Origin of the sequence: Polynucleobacter aenigmaticus (assembly GCF_002206635.1) — a bacterium.
GTDB classification, from domain to species: Bacteria; Pseudomonadota; Gammaproteobacteria; order Burkholderiales; family Burkholderiaceae; genus Polynucleobacter; species Polynucleobacter aenigmaticus.
This window is the reverse complement of record NZ_NGUO01000010.1, coordinates 119,426-136,629: the sequence shown is the minus strand read 5'-3', so window position 1 is coordinate 136,629 and position 17,204 is coordinate 119,426. Positions and strand designations below refer to the sequence as shown.

Here is a 17,204-nt window from a genome sequence, read left to right as displayed (position 1 = left end):
GGTGAAGAGAAAGCCAAACGGGCAGGAGAGCTCGTGATTGCTAATGAAGACAAAGCAGCGCGTGCCGCTGAACTAGTGATTGCCAATACAGAACTCCTCTTTGAAGGTGAAGAGAAAGCCAAACGGGCAGGAGAGCTCGTGATTGCTAATGAAGACAAAGCAGCGCGTGCCGCTGAACTAGTGATTGCCAATACAGAACTCCTCTTTGAAGGTGAAGAGAAAGCCAAACGGGCAGGAGAGCTCGTGATTGCTAATGAAGACAAAGCAGCGCGTGCCGCTGAACTAGTGATTGCCAATACAGAACTCCTCTTTGAAGGTGAAGAGAAAGCCAAACGGGCAGGAGAGCTCGAGGCAAGTATTAAAAATATATCCCTAACCGAAGATCTAATGCTTTCCTGCCTAAAGGCGCTCTCGCTAGCACGGGATAACGAAACGGGGAACCATGTCATTAGAACCCAGCATTATGTGAAGGTTATCGCTACTCAGTTACTAATAATGGGTAAATATTCAGATGAAATCACTGAGAAAAAGATTGATTTACTCTTCAGGGCGGCACCACTACACGATATTGGTAAGATAGGAATTCCAGATTCCATATTGCTAAAATCCCACAAGTTAGATGAGGAGGAGTGGGCCACAATGAAGACTCACACCACTATAGGTGAATCTGTTCTATCTGCCTCTAATTTGAAATTTGAGTGTAAGAAAACAGTAATTAGTACAGCCATTGAGATCGCTGGTGGGCATCATGAAAATTGGGATGGTACAGGCTATCCTCGTGGCCTAGTGGGGAATGCCATTCCGCTGGCTGCCCGAATTATGTCGATTGCTGATGTATACGATGCCTTAATTAGTAAGCGGGTCTATAAAGAGCAATGGACTCACGATCAGGCAGTTCAAGAGATTATTTCCATGCGCGGCACTAAGTTCGATCCGGTAATTGTTAATGCTTTTATTGCAGCACTGGATAGTATTCATCAAATTGCTCAACAGTATCATGATGCTTAGGCACTGCTAATTGTTCTCTTCTGATCGAATTGAACGAATAGAAAGTCTTTGGCTTTAACAGCTCAATCCGGTCAATAATGGGTATGCAGGAGGCTATCTAAAAAGTTTCTTAGTTACCCAAAGCGGGAATTATTTTTTTATTCCGTTAATCATATTCCCCAGCCCTTTCCATGGGCTACTCATTATTTCTATTTCTTTATTATGGATTCACAACTCTAAGTTGTGAATCCATGTTAATTCTTAAAGTAAATTAAACCTCGTTTTATTCTCACGCATGTTAAGACTTTAATCTTGTCACACGCTTCTTAGTATTGCCTTTAGGCTAAAAAATGAATCTCTCTTATTTTGTTAACGTATCCAATGCATCCCCAGGAATTAGTTTCAGTAAGGCAAGGCTATTCCTATTATTCTGTTTTTTAACAATAAGTTTATTGCTGTCTCACAATATTTTAGCGGGAAGCTGTGCCGACAACCCAATCATATCTTCGGTTACAGGGCCCTGCACTTTTTCAACGGGGTCACTGCTCACTGTTGAGTCTGGTGGCTCTATTACATCCAGTTCTACAGCGCTAACAATTACCTCTTATGGGTCCAGCCTGGTAAATAAAGGTCTTATCACTACAAGTTCTAATAATGGAGTTTTCAGCAATACCGGCATCCAGTCATTAACAAACTCCGGAACTATTAGTGCTAATGGTAATTATGGGCTTAGAAATGGTTCAACCCTTACAGCATTAACAAACTCCGGAACTATTAGTGCTAATGGTAATTATGGGTTTTACAACGAATCAACCCTCACAACATTAACAAACTCCGGAACTATTGGTGCCAGTGGTAATTATGGGTTCGGAAACGGTTCAACCATTGAAACATTAACCAATTCCGGTACGATAAGCTCTGGTACAGGAATTGGAGTGGATAATTGGATAATTGCTACCTTAACAAATACGGGGACAATCAAATCAGCTTCTGGTTTTGTAAATTTATCGAATAGGAGCGCAATTACCACTCTAAACAATGCCCAAGGAGGTGGTGTTTCAACTCAATTAACCTACAGCGGTTATCTTCCCACTAACTACAACATCATCATCAATAGCACCAGCAGTTTTGGTCAGTTAGCCGTTACCAGCGTAAGCGGAAGTACCGGTACCGCTTTCGGAATTTATACTGGATCAATAGCAAGCAATAATCATGTCTATGTGGGTGTATTGAGTGGTGTTACTGCTAGTCAGGTTACCAATAGATCTGGAGCATATGGAGGTTATAGCTGGGCTTTAACTCTAGAGTCAGGAAGTTCCACCGTTTGGGATTTGATATTCGGATCTCCACCCCCTCCAGGCCCTTCCACTGCCGATACCCAACAATCTTTAGCCAATACCGCTCAAGCACTGCAAGGTGCCTATACCTTGCAGAACTCAGTCTTAGCCAACAGCTTTACTTACGATTGCAGCTTATTTGATGTGAATAACATCTGCATCTCTGCTGGTGGTCGCAATACTGCAGTATCAGCTGCTAACGGATTTAACAACACCAGTGCTTTATTGATTGCTTCATACCGTGTACTACCCTCGGTTCGTGTTGGTGCGTATGCCGATCAGAACTTATCGGTGAATCAAGCTGGTAACACAGTGAACTTAGGTAATAACACTCCACTCATTGGTTTGTTTGGAGCTTGGAATGAAAACCTTGACGCCACAGGTACGGAAGTGAAGGTATCGGCTGCCTATGGCCAAAAGAATACAACAGTTAATCGCTCTGCTGTCGGTTCTGGCGTTACTGCCTCGGAAGCAGGTTCAGGATCCTCCACCTTAAATAGCCAAGGTGTCCAAGCAACTGCTAAGTATGGCTTTGGCATTATGGACAATCTGATTGTTTCCCCATATGTCGGAGTGCGTTATAGCCAAAATAATATGGGTGGCTATACCGAAGGTACTTCAGCCTCCGTGACTGCACCACTTACTTACAGTGCGCTCAATACTAACGCCACCACAGCATTAGCTGGAGTAGGGGCTAGTTATCAAGTCATCCCAGCAGTCACCACCTTTGCCAGTGCTGGTGTAGAAACCGATACCAATACGGCAAATGGTTCTTACTCTGGAACAAACTCCGGCATCTCAGGATTAACCCCAGTAAACTTTAATGCTAATCCAGTTAAGACCAGACCTACTGCAACATTGGGCGCTTACTATGACATCGTCAAAAATCAACGTTTAGCCGTTACTGGTATTTATCGCCAAGAAGCATATCAAGCAGTTTCCACAACTACGGTAATGGCTACTTATACGATTGGTTTATAAGGCTAGTAATTCAGCCCTCGATACTAGGCCCGCCTTTGAGCGGGTTTTTTTCTTGCTTGCGAGGGGCTGCTTCGGGTTGACTTGCGACCCCCACATTAGGGTCAGGGGAATGTCCGCTTAAGAACTGTTGGCTGCCCTTGTGAAGTCTTAGGTGAATGCGCTGGACTTACTTGGTGATTCTTTTTTGCCTAAGGGCTTTGGTTTGACCTATACATCTCAACGTAATTCCGACAATCTATAAAGTTATTCAGTTGAGCTGCACAATATGTATATGAAGAGAGTGGGGTGTTAGCTTGAGGAAATTTATTTTGTATAGAAAATAAAATTATCACTAATATGGAAAAATATAGCAAAAATTTTTAGGTGTTCAGTAGATGTAAACCTTTTGTGACTGTTGCTAACATAACATTCTAATTTTAATAACTAATTTATTTTACACCTTATTTTTCAGGCCAGGTCAGCACTAATCACATGTTATCGTCGCTCGATTAATAACACTAGGGTTGAATCTAAGATGAAAAGAGATGTTTGTCAGCGGTGTAAATTTGCTATGATTTATTTTCTATATTTTCCAGAAATAAAATGTTTTAAGATTGGTCAAACCGTGAATCCCCATTGGAACTATATGCGTTTGCGATCAAGCAACGGTGAACCCGACCTTGAAAATTCGTTCTTTATTCAAATACCGTGTTGTCAAAAATCTGCTGTGGAGGGCCTTATGCATTTCACCTCCAGAAAATACAGAATGCAAGAATATGGTCGGGAATTCTTTAGAATAAAAGGATTTGAAGAGTGTTTAGAAACAGCTATACGATTTTGTAAGACTAATAGTGATACTGTTTTGAGTCATTGGCTTATAGATGATTGGACTGGAGCTGCAGGGAGCTTGCGCGTTATACGTGATAAAAAATTAGAATTAAATAAGTCGGAACTAATTGAAAAAAGAAAATTTTTAAGAAGGAATAGGTTAAAAATTAAGGCTGCTCCTCGTAAGGCTCTCTAGTAATCACCCCAACTCTCTGTCCAATAGGAGTGGGGCAGTTAGGCGAAACGGATTTCTCTGTCCGATTAACAAATTCCTCATCTAGAGCGGCCCTTGTAAAGGCATTAGCCCTATCTAACTCCTCTTGTTTTCGTTTCGCTAACTCTGGGGCTGGAATAACCTGATCCTTCAGCAGTCGCTCTTGCGCTATCTGCTTGAATGTTTTGGAAGCTATCTTTCCAAGGTATTGCACATCACCCAAGGGTGCTTTATTTTTCATAGAGTTAATCTTTAAGCCGACTATCCAAGCTTCTATGCAAGGGGTTTCTTATTCTTTTAAGTAATCTTACCCATAGACTTGGTTTAAGACTTGATATTCCATCCTCAGAACTCTTGCAGCGGCAACCAGACCCGCAAACAATTGTGATCCCATCACCATAATTAATATGGCTAACCCCAGTTGTTTGGGATGCTCCCTGTTGTTCAAAAGGGCTATTCATAACTAAGACTATTTCCTTGATTCTGTATCGGCTAACCCGTTGTTTTCAACTTCACTGCAAAATCGGCAATCCCCAATTTGAATAATATTAGGCAATCGCCTAATAAAGCCCACCTTTAAACTAAAAAGCCCCGCAAGAATTAACTTGCAGGGCTTATAGTGTTTGGCTCCTCGACCTGGGCTCGAACCAGGGACCTACGGATTAACAGTCCGGCGCTCTACCAACTGAGCTATCGAGGAATAAGCCGATATTATAGCAAGATGAAATCATCTACTCCAAGTTCTGTGCAGATCCCTAAAGTATTGACCATTGCCGGGTCCGATAGTGGCGGTGGTGCAGGTGTTCAGGCGGACCTTAAAGTAATTACAGCCCTTGGTGGATATGGGATGTCGGTCATTACCGCCATTACTGCCCAGAACACTTTAGGGGTCAGCCGGATTCAGGATATCGATCTTGATGTTGTCGAAGCCCAGATTGACGCCATATTTTTAGACATTGGGGCGGACATTGTCAAAATCGGTATGTTGGCCAGTCCAGAAATTGTCCGTACGGTTGCTTCAGCTCTCAAGCGCCATGGGGTCAAAAGAATTGTCCTGGATCCAGTCTTAAGAGCGACATCTGGTGCCAGCCTTGGGGGCGATGACACTGCCCAAGCCATTATTCAAGATTTATTTCCAATGGCCACTTTAGTGACCCCTAATTTAGAGGAGGCTTCCTTGCTGTTAGGTCGAGAATTATCAGGCCCCGAGGATTTCAAGGCAGCAGCTCAAGAATTGCTCGACATGGGTCCGCAAGCAGTGTTGATTAAGGGTGGCCATCTCGATGCAACCCATACTCAGCTGACAGATTTTCTGATGTGGCGCACTATCGAGGATGACCTCGAAGTTGTCCTATCAAAAGAATTTAAACACTATCGCGTGAAGACTGCCAATACTCATGGCACTGGTTGTTCATTATCCTCAGCAATTGCAATATATTTGGCTGATGGTCATGATCTTCCACATGCAGTTGCGAAAGCAATTTCTTATGTAGAGGCAGGATTGGAGGCGGGGCGTTTCTTGAGTATCGGTGAAGGCCCGGGACCTTTGTGGCATATGCATGATTTTTATCCCACTGCATTGCCGGAAGAAGAAGGTAAGTATTAAGTTTTCATCAACTCTTGTAGGCGCTTAACCTCAGCCTTCGGATCGCTTGCTCCACTGATGGCCCTCACCACTGCTACTGAGCCAACCCCACTTTGTGCCACCGCATGAATACTGCTCTCATCAATACCGCCAATAGCAACTAGGGGGTATTGACTCATGAGCTTGGCGTATTTATAGAGACGCCCTAAGCCTTGAGGTGCAGTAGCCATTTTTTTTAGATTCGTTGGAAACACAGCGCCCATGGCGATATAGCTAGGGCAAAAGCGATCTGCGTACACCATCTCTGCATAGCCGTGGGTACTTAAACCTAGACGTAGACCTTCAGAGCGAATGGCATCTAGATCTGCCGTCTCTAAATCTTCTTGCCCCAGGTGAACACCGTATGCCCCGGCCTCAATTGCCTCCTGCCAAAAATCATTAATAAACAGCAAGGTCTTGCTACCTTTGACCGCCTCAACAGATTCCACGATCTGTTTGCGAATCAATTTTTTATCTTCAGACTTGAGGCGTAGTTGTACGGTGGGCACTTCGGCCTCAACCATGCGCTTTACCCAGTTAGCATCCGGCATTACGGCATATAAGCCCAAACGCTTAGGACACTCTGCAAATGCATTGGGATTCATATTACGAGTCCAGGGGAGCAAATCAAAATGCTCTGGTCTAGATGGCCACTTAAAAGGATTAAAGCCACCATCTTGATGCACCATGCGGGCCCATGCTTTTCCTAAGGTATTTGCATCCTTCTCAATAAATCCCATGGTGATGGCCGCAACCATACCTGCTAATTCGTAATGGTCTGACGCATGTTCATTATCGATTTTTGGTGGCGGTGACGCCATACTGTAGGCCGGAATCGGAAGGCATAAATCATCATTGCTGTGGGCAGCAACAATTTGGTCAGAAAGATCGCGTACTAAGCTCATGGATATTTTTCTCTAGCTCTGATGCCAAAATGGAGTGCCAACCAGCGGGGTGCTGGCTTGAGCAGACTGTTGGGCTTTCATGGCGCCAGAAAGATATGCAGTGCGACCAGCATCTACTGCCATAGCAAAAGCTGTTGCCATGGCAACTGGATCATCAGCCAGTGCAACCGCAGTATTGAGCAAGACACCGTCAAAGCCCCATTCCATTACGCTGCAAGCATGTGAAGGCAGACCTAAGCCCGCATCGACTAAAAGCGGCACCTTTAAGCGATCACGTAGAAGCTTCAAAGCATAAGGATTGAGTGGTCCCTGGCCTGTTCCAATTGGGGCAGCCCAAGGCATTACTGCTTGGCATCCTACATCAACCAAACGCTGACATAAGATGAGATCCTCAGTGCAATAAGGCAATACTTTAAAACCATCTTTAATCAAAGTTTCCGCTGTTGAAACCAAACGCAAAGTATCGGGCTGCAAGGTGTAATCATCCCCAATCAGCTCTAACTTAATCCAACTGGTTTCAAATACTTCCCGAGCCATCTGTGCAGTTGCAATGACCTCTTGTGGACTATGACAGCCAGCGGTATTAGGTAAAACGGGGACCGCCATTTTCTTAAGGAGATCCCAAAATCCCGAGTGTGCTTCTGCAGTCGAGGTGCCTTGCCTGCGTAAGCTAACAGTAATCATGCCGGGGTTGGATTGCTTTACGGCATTCTCTAAAACCTGAGGGGATGGGTAGCGTGATGTTCCCAGCAATAGGCGGCTAGCAAAAGTCTCGCCATACAACACCAATGGGTCGGCAGTATTTAAAGTATTTGGTAATGGAGCGGTCATATTGAATAATTGCTAAATTAACCGCCGGTAACTGGTTCTATGACTTCCATCTCATCGCCTTCATGCAAAACTTCTTCTGCATGCCTGGTCTTGGGAACAAATTCATAATTAATCGCAACAGCAAAGGGTGGCTTTGCATTAATCAGTAGTAGCACATCATCAATGCTGCTGTTTTCAGGAACTTGCATCTCAATTTGGTTGACGATTACGCGCATGTGGTGTCCTCATGTGTTGCTAAATGCATATTCACCGATAAGCCTAAATCTTTTGCAGTGTCACTGCAACCGGTGCTAATGAGTTCCAATGCGCAATCTAAAATTGCGGGTGAGATCATGAAGCCATGACGATACAGTCCATTAATCATCATCAGCCCAGTTTTGCCTGAGGATTGATCAACATAAATCTCGGGTAGATTGTCTTTTAGGGTTGGGCGGCACTGTGTAGCCATCTCCAAAATGCGCGCTTCAGCAAAGCCGCTATGCACGGTATAAATCGCACTGAGTAATTCCATGGCGGAGCGAAGGCTCATTGGGGAGAGATCTTCAGATTCAATCTCGGTGGCGCCAACTACATATACATCATCCTCTTTCGGTGCAATATAAATCGGATAGCGTGGATGAATCAAGCGAGTAGGGCGACGCAGTTTCACTTCAGGCGCATGCAGACGAATGACTTCGCCACGGACTCCGCGCAAATCCTTGGAAGAAATGGCAGCATTCTTCCAGGCGTCTTTGGCACCTAAACCACGGCAATCAATCACCCAATCAAACTGCTGATTCGTACGAAGTTCTTCGGGGTCGACTGCCTGATGCCAATGGCAATTCACCTTCATTAAGGTCAATTCAACTAACAGGGCTTCAAGGAGTTGACGATTATCTAGCTGACCTTCATTGGGAAGATACAGTCCTTGAGCAAATCGATCGGCAACACCGGGCTCGATTTCTGCAAGAGACTTGCTATCCAAATGTAATGGTCTAGATAAGGCCTTATTGCGATCGCAATTACCCTCTAAGTGAGATGCAAATCGTTCCGCATCACTGGTATCTTGGCGATGCCACAAAATCAGAGTGCCATCCTGCTGAAAATAAACCGGTTTAGCCAATTCGCTAATGAGTTGCTTCCAACGTGGCAAGCTGTGAAGTCCCATGCGTACAACATTGTCTTCGGTGATGGCAGATTCAGCGAGTGGCGCCAACATAGCTGCAGCGATTCGAGCGGGGGATTCTAATGCGTCGGAGCCACCTTTTTCAAATAACTCCACTTGGGCTCCACGCTTGGCAAGCGCAACCGCTAGCAACCGACCTATAAGGCCGGCGCCAACGATGGCATATTTGCCGTTTGCGAAAGAATTGCTCATCTCAACCAATAACTTTTAGAGTTCACATTTTTCTTATTGATAGATTTCACTACCGCGCTTACGGAATTCTGCTGACATTTCTTCCATGCCCTTTTCAGGATCTGTCGAAGATTCACTCACAATTGGAATGACCTTTGCTACTTTTGGATTTCCATCCGCATCTAATGTCGCCGCGTAATCTCGTACTTCTTGAGTGATCTTCATTGAGCAGAACTTTGGTCCACACATGGAGCAAAAATGCGCAATCTTCGCACCTTCTGCAGGCAAGGTCGCATCGTGATATTCACGAGCACGCTCAGGGTCTAGGCCAAGATTAAATTGGTCTTCCCAGCGGAACTCGAAACGCGCTTTAGATAAAGCGTTATCGCGCACTTGAGCGCCCGGTAAACCTTTAGCCAAGTCTGCACCATGGGCTGCAATCTTGTAGGTGATGATGCCGGTACGGACATCTTCCTTGTCAGGCAAACCTAAATGCTCTTTTGGTGTGACATAGCAAAGCATGGCTGTGCCGTACCAACCGATTTGTGCAGCACCGATACCGCTGGTGATGTGGTCATAACCAGGAGCAATGTCTGTGATTAATGGTCCAAGGGTATAGAAGGGGGCTTCTAAGCAATGCTTTAACTCTTCAGTCATGTTTTCTTCAATGCGCTGCATTGGTACGTGACCAGGACCTTCGATCATGACCTGCACATCATGTTTCCACGCTTTGGCAGTTAGTTCACCAAGGGTGTGGAGTTCACCAAACTGGGCGGCATCATTGGAGTCAGCAATACAACCAGGACGCAAACCATCGCCCAAACTAAATGACACGTCATACGCTTTCATGAGTTCGCAAATCTCATCAAACTTTGTGTAGAGGAAATTTTCTTTGTGATGAGCCAAGCACCACTTGGCCATAATAGAGCCGCCACGAGAGACGATACCAGTAAGGCGCTCAGCCGTTAAAGGTACATAGCGAAGTAATACGCCAGCATGAATGGTGAAGTAGTCAACACCTTGCTCAGCTTGCTCCACCAAGGTATCGCGGAACATTTCCCAAGTGAGATCTTCGGCGATTCCGCCAGTTTTATCTAAGGCTTGATAAATTGGAACGGTACCGATTGGTACTGGAGAGTTGCGAATAATCCACTCACGAGTTTCATGAATATGCTTGCCAGTGGAAAGATCCATGATGGTATCTGCACCCCAGCGAATCGACCACACCATTTTTTCCACTTCCTCATTGATTGAGGACGTGACAGCAGAGTTACCGAGGTTGCCGTTAATCTTGACACGGAAGTTACGACCAATAATCATTGGCTCTAACTCTGGGTGATTAATGTTGGCTGGAATTATCGCGCGACCTGCGGCGATTTCAGAGCGAACAAATTCACCTGTAACGATTTCTGGAAGATTGGCGCCGTAACTCTTGCCTGGATGTTGCTTGAGCAATTGTTTGTATTCTGGGTTCTTACGCAATTGCTCTAGGCCCATGGATTCACGCAAAGCAACGTATTCCATCTCAGGGGTCACGATCCCTTGGCGGGCGTAATACATCTGACTCACGTTATTGCCTGATTTAGCAACGCGCGGAGGATTGATGTGAGCAAAACGTAAACTTTGTGTTGCCTCATCAATTGATCGAGCAACACCGTACTCAGAAGAAGGGCCAGCTAACTGCTCAGTATCACCACGCTCTTCAATCCAGTTTTTGCGCAATAAAGGCAAACCTTTTTCAAGATTGATCAGAATGTCTGGATCACTGTAAGGACCGGAGGTGTCATAAACTGGAATGGGTGGATTTGCCACCATCTCTTCGCCAACGCGGGTCGAGAGTTGCTCAATCATCCGAATCGGCGCTTTGATGTCCGAGCGAGAACCCTCTAAATAGGTTTTAGTGGATGCGGGATAGGCAAATTTTTGACCGAAGTCTTGCTCTAAGCTCTTTAAGCTTGGAATCTCATGTTTAGTTTTATTCTGGGTATCGCTCATATCCATCTCCTGACTTAAATTAGATGGACGAAACCGGGTGACGGTCTGATGGAAAACTCCCCACGCCAGCATTACCTGGATCGGGTTATAGGGTCTTTCTCAGCGCCTCTTAGCAAAAATCACTAGAGGGCACCCCTGTTTCATCCTTAAGGCTAATTTAACCACGAATTGGCTTTGAGTTGGATGACTAAAATCAAGTCACCAACTAACTGGGCCAGACTTAAATGGCTTTGGTATTGCGCAAAATGAAATCCGCCGTCACAAAGGCAGCATCACTGGTAAATTCATCGGCCAAAATGCGGGCTGCGGCCTCTGAAAGCGGTATTTCAATAAAGCCACTGACTTCCCCGTCATGATTCGTGGGAAAAAAGTTCTCAGCAAGCTCCAAATCGTAGACATACAGTTGTTCATCATGAAAACCTCGCCCTAGTACGGGGCGGCGCATGTGAATACGGCCTATAGGCTCGATTTGATCGGAAATTTGGGGTGGAACACCCGCTTCTTCCCAGAGTTCGCGTCGGGCATTTACCCAAGGGGTCTCATCAGCTCCAATACCGCCGGCGGCGATGTTATCCAGCCTGCCGGGATCGGTGGCTTTGGTCTCGCTACGACGTCCTAGCCAGAGATTACCGGCCTTGGTATAGCCGTTGATATGGGTTGCCATGCTACGAAAGCCAAATGTTCTGAACGCAGAGCGCTCTAAACGGAAGTATTCATGACCATTTTGGTCAATCCAGGCGAAATCTTCATTCCTCCAGCCAGGAATAAAACCGCCCTGATGCATGCGGTCGGCCAATTTAGCTAGGCTACCTGACAAAATTAAGGGTTTAGCGTTGTAAATAGTTAGCCGATCATGATCCATTTCTACATAAGGAATCGGATTTTTTAGTAAGGATTCCTGTAGGTAGGGTACAAAATCCGGGTTTAGATGCCCAATGACCTGCCCAGCCTGTATCCCACCTAAAAACTGAATGGGTAAGAAATCCCCGGGCTCAGATCTCGCGGTGTTTTGGAGCATCTCCTCTAGGGCGGCGATGGTACTGGTGGTGAGCTTATGCATGCTCATAGTGTAAGAGAAATGAAAAAAAATACCAAAAAATTGGTCTAAAAAACTATAAGCGGATTTAAATTGTCAACAGATCTTTTTTGTAATTTTTTGCCAAAGGCGGATGCCCATAATTTAAGCAAGCTAGGTCACTCTATACAAATCTACGACTTACGAAAACTTTTGGGGATTTATCCACAAAAGCTGTGGATAAGTTTTTTATTTTGAAGTGGTCCCGCCGACAGGAATCGAACCTGTATCCCACGCTTAGGAGGCATGTGCACTATCCATTGTGCTACGGCGAGAAGAGTTAGAAAAATAAACTCTAAAAAATAAATACTACGAAATCTCAATCAATAACAAAAATAATGTTATGAGCGAATCATTATCAACGTATCTGCACGCAATGTAATCTACCAGCCACACATTGCCCAAACTTGATTTGTTATAGCAATCATCGTCTCAGGCGCGAAGTATGCAGTAAAAATCAGCCCCAGTACGAGTGACACCAAAAAATATATTAGTACTTTTAGTAACGATTTATTTTGCGTTGTATCAAACATATTAGGCGGTCACGGCGCGATGAATGGCTCGCTCTTTAACGGGAAGGTTGACTAGGAAAGCAAAGAAGCCTAAGGCAATGGCGATATTCCAAACAATGAGGTAAGAGCCGGTACGGTCAAATAAGTAACCGCCAAAATAGGCGCCACAGAAGCTACCTAACTGGTGTGAGAAGAAAACCAATCCAGAGAGCATGGATAGGTATTTAACGCCAAAGATCTGCGCCACAATCGCATTGGTTAGGGGGATTGTGGAAAGCCACAAGAAGCCCATAATTGCTGCGAAGATATAGGTGGTAGCAGGGCTAAGCGGTAGCCAGATGAAGCCCATGATAGCGATTGACCTAAAGATATAGATGCCTGATAGTAGATAGCGCTTCGGAAAGTGTTGACCAAGCATTCCGGCACTATAGGTGCCAAATATATTAAAGAGTCCAATCAAAGCGAGTGCCGTGGTAGCTACAACAGGTGCACCAACACTTGGATAAATCGTTGATAAATCTTTGAGGTAAGGCGCTAAATGCACTGCAATGAATACCACCTGAAATCCACAAACAAAATAACCCAAAGTCAGAAGCCTAAAACTGGGATTGCCCATGGCCTCTTTTAATGCTTCTTTAATTGTTTGATTATTACCTGGGTGAGCATTGGTGATGACGGGCTCACGCAACATAAATGCAATTGGAATCATCAGGCTAGCCATCAGCGCCAATATCAAGAGCGCATCATTGGCGCCAAAGTTACTCAGCAGGCCTTGCTCAACCGGAATCATTAGAAATTGCCCAAATGATCCAGCTGCTGCTGCAATACCCATTGCCCAGACTCGTTTTTCTGCGGCAACGTTGCGACCCAATATTCCGTAGACCACACTATAGGTGGTTGCAGTTTGCGCAAGACCAATCAGCAATCCACCTGTCAGGGTGAAGTTCAATGCATCTGTAGAGAGTGCCATCCCTGCTAAACCGAGTGCATAGAGCACGCCGCCAGCCACCATAATTTTGAGTGAGCCATAACGATCGGCTAATGCCCCAGTGATGGGTTGAACTACACCCCAAATTAAATTCTGCAATGCAATCGTTAGTGCAAATGTTTCACGGCCCCAGCCATTGGCTGAAGTGATTGGAAGATTAAAGAGCCCGAATCCATGGCGTATACCCATGGAGAAAGTGACCATCAAGCCGCCAAAAATCAGCACTTGCTGAAGTGTTAACTTTTCGCTTGACTTACTAAATGACATTTAATTAGATGATGCCCTTTTCTTGCAAGGCAGCAATGGCCTGGGGATCCAGTTTTAAACGTTCCCGCAGAATCTCATCAGTGTGTTGACCCAGGGTCGGAGGTGCAAGACGAACATCTACGGGGGTTTCTGAGAGTCGCATAGGGCTTCTAACTAGCTTCATCGTGCCCGCTGTTGGGTGAGGAACCTCAATTTGGACGCCACGCGCCTTGACTTGCTCGTTATCAAAGACCTCCTCGAAGTTGTTAATTGGGCCGCAAGGCACATTAGCAGCCTCTAAAAGGGCAATCCACTCAGCCTTAGTTTTTCGGCGCGTCATTACTTCTAGCAATGGAACCAATGATTTCCGATGTTCAACGCGTAAGGGGTTGTTGGTAAAGAGAGGATTTTCAGCTAAATGAGCCTCCCCACCGGCAGTAACAAAGTGCTTAAATTGACCATCATTGCCAACTGCCACAATCATCCAGCCATCCGACGTGGGAAAGGTTTGATAGGGGACGATGATGGGCGATGCATTTCCCCAGCGGCGAGGAATCTGGTCTGAGCACAAATAGGCGCTTGAGACATTAGCCATGACTGCAATTTGGGTATCCAAAAGCGCCATATCAATGTATTGACCTTGCCCAGTTTGGTCTCGATACACAACTGCAGCCAAGATGGCGGAACTGGCGTACATGCCAGTAAAGATGTCAGCGATAGCTACACCAGCCTTTTGTGGGCTAGCCCCTGGAAAATCATCAGCCTCGCCAGTAACACTCATAAAACCACCCATGCCCTGGATGATGAAGTCATAGCCAGGGCGGTGAGCATAGGGTCCATTTTGACCAAAACCGGTAATGGAGCAATAAATCAGGTCAGATTTGACCTTTTTGAGGCTCTCGTAATCCAGGCCGTACTTGGCTAAGTCACCAACTTTGTAATTTTCAATGACCACGTCAGACTCTTTGGCTAGCTGACGAATGATTTCTTGTCCTTCTGGCTTGCTGATATCGACAGTAATGGAGCGTTTATTGCGATTAATGCAGATGAAATAGGCTGTTTCAGCTGTTTCATTACCCTGGGCGTCCCGCGCAAAAGGGGGGCCCCAATGTCGGGTATCGTCCCCAACCCCTGGACGTTCGACTTTAATGACATCCGCCCCTAGATCGGCAAGATTTTGTGTACACCATGGGCCGGCAAGAACCCGGCTGAGGTCTAAAACGCGAATATGACTTAAGGCTCCCATTCAGTGATTTTGGCATAAATTTAGGAAAATTCAGGTTTTCCTCCAGACATGACTACAATTTGCGCGCATGGCTACCCGTAAAACTTCCGAATACAGCGAATCATCGATTCAGGTCCTTAAAGGGCTTGAACCTGTCCGTCAACGCCCGGGAATGTACACCCGAACTGATAACCCTTTGCACATCATTCAGGAGGTGTTGGATAACGCTTCTGATGAGGCTTTAGGGGGGTTTGGTAAGCAAATCATTGTGACTTTGCATGCCGATAGCAGCGTGAGCGTAGAAGATGACGGGCGTGGCATTCCGGTAGGAATGCACCCCACGGAGAAATTACCGGTAGTAGAAATCGTCTTTACCCAGCTTCACGCTGGCGGTAAGTTCGAAAAAGGCAGTGGCGGTGCATATGCTTTCTCGGGTGGTTTGCATGGAGTTGGTGTCTCGGTAACCAATGCCTTATCCAAACGTTTAGAAGTGACTGTATGGCGTGAAGGCCAAGTATCTACTTTGGCATTTGCTGATGGCAGGGTCATCGAAAAACTCAAGACCAACGCTGCTGGCAAAGAAGATAAATCACACGGTACTCGAGTACGCGCATGGCCAGATGGTAAGTATTTTGATAGTCCTGGCATACCAATGCCAGAGCTAATTCGTTTATTGCGCTCAAAGGCAGTGTTATTGCCGGGCGTCAAAGTGACCCTCATTCAAGAAAAGTCTGGCGAGAGTCAGACTTGGCAGTATGCCCAAGGCTTACGTGGCTATTTAAATGAAGCCATGGCACAAGCAGGGCACGGCGCTGAAGTAATTCCACCATTTGAGGGTGAGCAATATGCCACCGGCAATGGTGATGATGATTCTTTTGCAGAGGGCGAAGGCGCTGCCTGGGTTGTGACTTGGACTGAAGATGGTGCGCCAGTGCGCGAGAGTTATGTGAACTTGATTCCGACCCCTGCAGGGGGAACACATGAAAGTGGTTTGCGTGAAGGACTCTTTAATGCTGTTAAAGGTTTTATTGAAATGCATGCTTTGCAGCCTAAGGGCGTCAAGTTAATGCCTGAGGATGTCTTTGCACGCGCCTCCTTCATTTTGTCTGCCAAAGTATTGGACCCACAATTCCAGGGGCAGATTAAAGAGCGTTTGAATTCCAGAGACGCAGTACGTTTAGTTTCTGGATATGCAAAATCTGCATTAGAACTTTGGCTTAATGAGCACGTGGATTACGGTCGCAAACTGGCTGACTTGGTAATCAAGCAAGCTCAAGCGAGAACACGTGCCGGTCAAAAGGTTGAGAAGAAAAAATCTTCTGGTGTTGCCGTTCTGCCTGGAAAGCTGACTGATTGTGAGAGTGAAGATATTAGCCTCAATGAAATCTTCCTCGTTGAGGGTGATTCAGCAGGTGGATCTGCCAAGATGGGTCGCAATAAAGAGTATCAAGCAATCTTGCCATTGCGAGGCAAGGTCCTAAATACTTGGGAAGCAGAGCGCGACCGCTTATTTGCTAATAACGAGGTACATGACATTGCCGTGGCGATCGGCGTTGATCCGCACGGTGCTAATGACAGCCCTGATTTATCGAACCTGCGTTACGGTAAAGTGTGCATCCTATCCGATGCGGACGTCGATGGGGCGCATATTCAGGTATTGCTGCTCACGTTGTTTTATAAGCATTTCCCTAAGTTAATTCAATTAGGTCACATTCATATTTCACGACCACCCTTGTTTAGGGTTGATGCACCAGCACGTGGCAAAAAACCTGCGCAAAAAATCTATGCCCTAGATATAGGCGAACTTCAATCGATTGAAGATAAGTTGCGTAAAGATGGCGTCAAAGAGTCGGGTTGGCAAATCTCTCGCTTTAAAGGATTGGGTGAGATGAGTGCGGAGCAATTGTGGGATACCACCTTAAATCCAGATACCCGCCGCTTATTGCCAGTGACATTGGGCTCTTGGACGGAAGATGAAACAATTAAAACAATGGATATGTTGATGGGTAAATCCGAATCCGGGGCTCGTCGTGATTGGCTCGAAGAGCGCGGTAATGATGTAGAGGCAGACATCTAATGGCGATTAAAAAAACTCCTGGCGATATTGCTGCGGCCGATCAAGCAGATTTATTTGCTGCAGA

14 protein-coding genes, 2 tRNA genes and 1 riboswitch are annotated in these 17,204 nt (G+C 45.7%); of the genes, 5 read left to right on the top strand and 11 right to left on the bottom strand.

Annotated features, from left to right (window positions below):
- From CBI30_RS07330 to CBI30_RS07320, 3 genes are all read left to right on the top strand, one after another.
- Nucleotides 1-1,008, top strand: a 1,008-nt coding sequence (locus CBI30_RS07330) for an HD-GYP domain-containing protein (RefSeq protein ID WP_206075601.1), incomplete at its 5' end; no start/stop codon positions are given.
- 914 nt (nucleotides 1,009-1,922) lie between these two features.
- Nucleotides 1,923-3,305 (top strand): autotransporter outer membrane beta-barrel domain-containing protein, encoded by a 1,383-nt coding sequence (locus CBI30_RS07325; RefSeq protein ID WP_161492280.1) that lies wholly within the window; start codon nucleotides 1,923-1,925, stop codon nucleotides 3,303-3,305.
- Between the two features lie 514 nt (nucleotides 3,306-3,819).
- Nucleotides 3,820-4,308, top strand: a complete 489-nt coding sequence (locus tag CBI30_RS07320) for a GIY-YIG nuclease family protein (protein ID WP_143744369.1) — start codon at nucleotides 3,820-3,822, stop codon at nucleotides 4,306-4,308.
- Here the strand turns inward: CBI30_RS07320 and CBI30_RS07315 are convergent.
- Nucleotides 4,280-4,567 (bottom strand): hypothetical protein, encoded by a 288-nt coding sequence (locus CBI30_RS07315; RefSeq protein ID WP_088527645.1) that lies wholly within the window; start codon nucleotides 4,565-4,567, stop codon nucleotides 4,280-4,282. The genes CBI30_RS07320 and CBI30_RS07315 overlap by 29 nt on opposite strands.
- Nucleotides 4,568-4,950: 383 nt before the next feature.
- Nucleotides 4,951-5,026 (bottom strand) — tRNA-Asn (locus CBI30_RS07310).
- A gap of 21 nt (nucleotides 5,027-5,047) precedes the next feature.
- On the opposite strand from CBI30_RS07310, the gene thiD reads away from it, so the two are divergent.
- Nucleotides 5,048-5,932: a bifunctional hydroxymethylpyrimidine kinase/phosphomethylpyrimidine kinase gene (gene thiD / locus CBI30_RS07305; protein WP_088527644.1), complete on the top strand. Its 885-nt coding sequence runs from the start codon at nucleotides 5,048-5,050 to the stop codon at nucleotides 5,930-5,932.
- On the opposite strand, the gene CBI30_RS07300 is transcribed toward thiD, so the two are convergent.
- The 9 genes from CBI30_RS07300 to CBI30_RS07260 all read right to left on the bottom strand — a co-directional run bounded on the left by CBI30_RS07300 (nucleotide 5,929) and on the right by CBI30_RS07260 (nucleotide 15,084).
- Nucleotides 5,929-6,855 carry a thiamine phosphate synthase gene (locus CBI30_RS07300; protein WP_088527643.1) on the bottom strand — a complete coding sequence of 309 codons (927 nt, stop codon included), beginning with the start codon at nucleotides 6,853-6,855 and terminating at the stop codon, nucleotides 5,929-5,931. The two genes, thiD and CBI30_RS07300, sit on opposite strands and share 4 nt — an antisense overlap.
- A 12-nt stretch (nucleotides 6,856-6,867) precedes the next feature.
- Nucleotides 6,868-7,686, bottom strand: coding sequence for a thiazole synthase (locus CBI30_RS07295; RefSeq protein ID WP_088527642.1), 819 nt, complete (start codon nucleotides 7,684-7,686; stop codon nucleotides 6,868-6,870).
- 17 nt (nucleotides 7,687-7,703) lie between these two features.
- Nucleotides 7,704-7,901 carry a sulfur carrier protein ThiS gene (gene thiS, locus CBI30_RS07290; RefSeq protein ID WP_088527641.1) on the bottom strand — a complete coding sequence of 66 codons (198 nt, stop codon included), beginning with the start codon at nucleotides 7,899-7,901 and terminating at the stop codon, nucleotides 7,704-7,706.
- On the bottom strand, nucleotides 7,892-9,043 hold the full coding sequence (locus CBI30_RS07285; RefSeq protein WP_088527640.1) for an FAD-dependent oxidoreductase: 1,152 nt from the start codon (nucleotides 9,041-9,043) through the stop codon (nucleotides 7,892-7,894). Before CBI30_RS07285 ends, thiS begins: the two co-directional genes overlap by 10 nt.
- A gap of 33 nt (nucleotides 9,044-9,076) precedes the next feature.
- Nucleotides 9,077-11,017 (bottom strand): phosphomethylpyrimidine synthase ThiC, encoded by a 1,941-nt coding sequence (gene thiC, locus CBI30_RS07280; RefSeq protein WP_088527639.1) that lies wholly within the window; start codon nucleotides 11,015-11,017, stop codon nucleotides 9,077-9,079.
- Nucleotides 11,018-11,057: 40 nt separating this feature from the next.
- A riboswitch (TPP riboswitch) is annotated at nucleotides 11,058-11,164 on the bottom strand.
- A gap of 73 nt (nucleotides 11,165-11,237) precedes the next feature.
- Nucleotides 11,238-12,077 carry an NUDIX hydrolase gene (locus CBI30_RS07275; protein ID WP_088527638.1) on the bottom strand — a complete coding sequence of 280 codons (840 nt, stop codon included), beginning with the start codon at nucleotides 12,075-12,077 and terminating at the stop codon, nucleotides 11,238-11,240.
- A gap of 215 nt (nucleotides 12,078-12,292) precedes the next feature.
- Nucleotides 12,293-12,367, bottom strand: a tRNA-Arg gene (locus tag CBI30_RS07270).
- Nucleotides 12,368-12,626: 259 nt separating this feature from the next.
- Nucleotides 12,627-13,859, bottom strand: coding sequence for an MFS transporter (locus CBI30_RS07265; RefSeq protein WP_088527637.1), 1,233 nt, complete (start codon nucleotides 13,857-13,859; stop codon nucleotides 12,627-12,629).
- Nucleotides 13,860-13,863: 4 nt separating this feature from the next.
- The gene (locus CBI30_RS07260) at nucleotides 13,864-15,084 is read right to left on the bottom strand and encodes a CaiB/BaiF CoA transferase family protein (protein ID WP_088527636.1); all 1,221 of its coding nucleotides are present in this window, start codon (nucleotides 15,082-15,084) and stop codon (nucleotides 13,864-13,866) included.
- 67 nt (nucleotides 15,085-15,151) lie between these two features.
- Between CBI30_RS07260 and CBI30_RS07255 the strand changes: the two genes are divergently transcribed.
- Nucleotides 15,152-17,140 (top strand): DNA topoisomerase IV subunit B, encoded by a 1,989-nt coding sequence (locus tag CBI30_RS07255; protein ID WP_088527635.1) that lies wholly within the window; start codon nucleotides 15,152-15,154, stop codon nucleotides 17,138-17,140.
- Nucleotides 17,141-17,204: the final 64 nt, after the last annotated feature.

Excerpts from the sequence above, each read along its gene's own strand:
- CBI30_RS07320 (WP_143744369.1), top strand. The coding sequence starts at position 3,820 with ATGAAAAGAGATGTTTGTCAGCGGTGTAAATTTGCTATGATTTATTTT.
- CBI30_RS07315 (WP_088527645.1), bottom strand. The coding sequence starts at position 4,567 with ATGAAAAATAAAGCACCCTTGGGTGATGTGCAATACCTTGGAAAGATA.
- thiD (WP_088527644.1), top strand. The coding sequence starts at position 5,048 with ATGAAATCATCTACTCCAAGTTCTGTGCAGATCCCTAAAGTATTGACC.
- CBI30_RS07300 (WP_088527643.1), bottom strand. The coding sequence starts at position 6,855 with ATGAGCTTAGTACGCGATCTTTCTGACCAAATTGTTGCTGCCCACAGC.
- CBI30_RS07295 (WP_088527642.1), bottom strand. The coding sequence starts at position 7,686 with ATGACCGCTCCATTACCAAATACTTTAAATACTGCCGACCCATTGGTG.
- thiS (WP_088527641.1), bottom strand. The coding sequence starts at position 7,901 with ATGCGCGTAATCGTCAACCAAATTGAGATGCAAGTTCCTGAAAACAGC.
- CBI30_RS07285 (WP_088527640.1), bottom strand. The coding sequence starts at position 9,043 with ATGAGCAATTCTTTCGCAAACGGCAAATATGCCATCGTTGGCGCCGGC.
- thiC (WP_088527639.1), bottom strand. The coding sequence starts at position 11,017 with ATGAGCGATACCCAGAATAAAACTAAACATGAGATTCCAAGCTTAAAG.
- CBI30_RS07275 (WP_088527638.1), bottom strand. The coding sequence starts at position 12,077 with ATGCATAAGCTCACCACCAGTACCATCGCCGCCCTAGAGGAGATGCTC.
- CBI30_RS07265 (WP_088527637.1), bottom strand. The coding sequence starts at position 13,859 with ATGTCATTTAGTAAGTCAAGCGAAAAGTTAACACTTCAGCAAGTGCTG.
- CBI30_RS07260 (WP_088527636.1), bottom strand. The coding sequence starts at position 15,084 with ATGGGAGCCTTAAGTCATATTCGCGTTTTAGACCTCAGCCGGGTTCTT.
- CBI30_RS07255 (WP_088527635.1), top strand. The coding sequence starts at position 15,152 with ATGGCTACCCGTAAAACTTCCGAATACAGCGAATCATCGATTCAGGTC.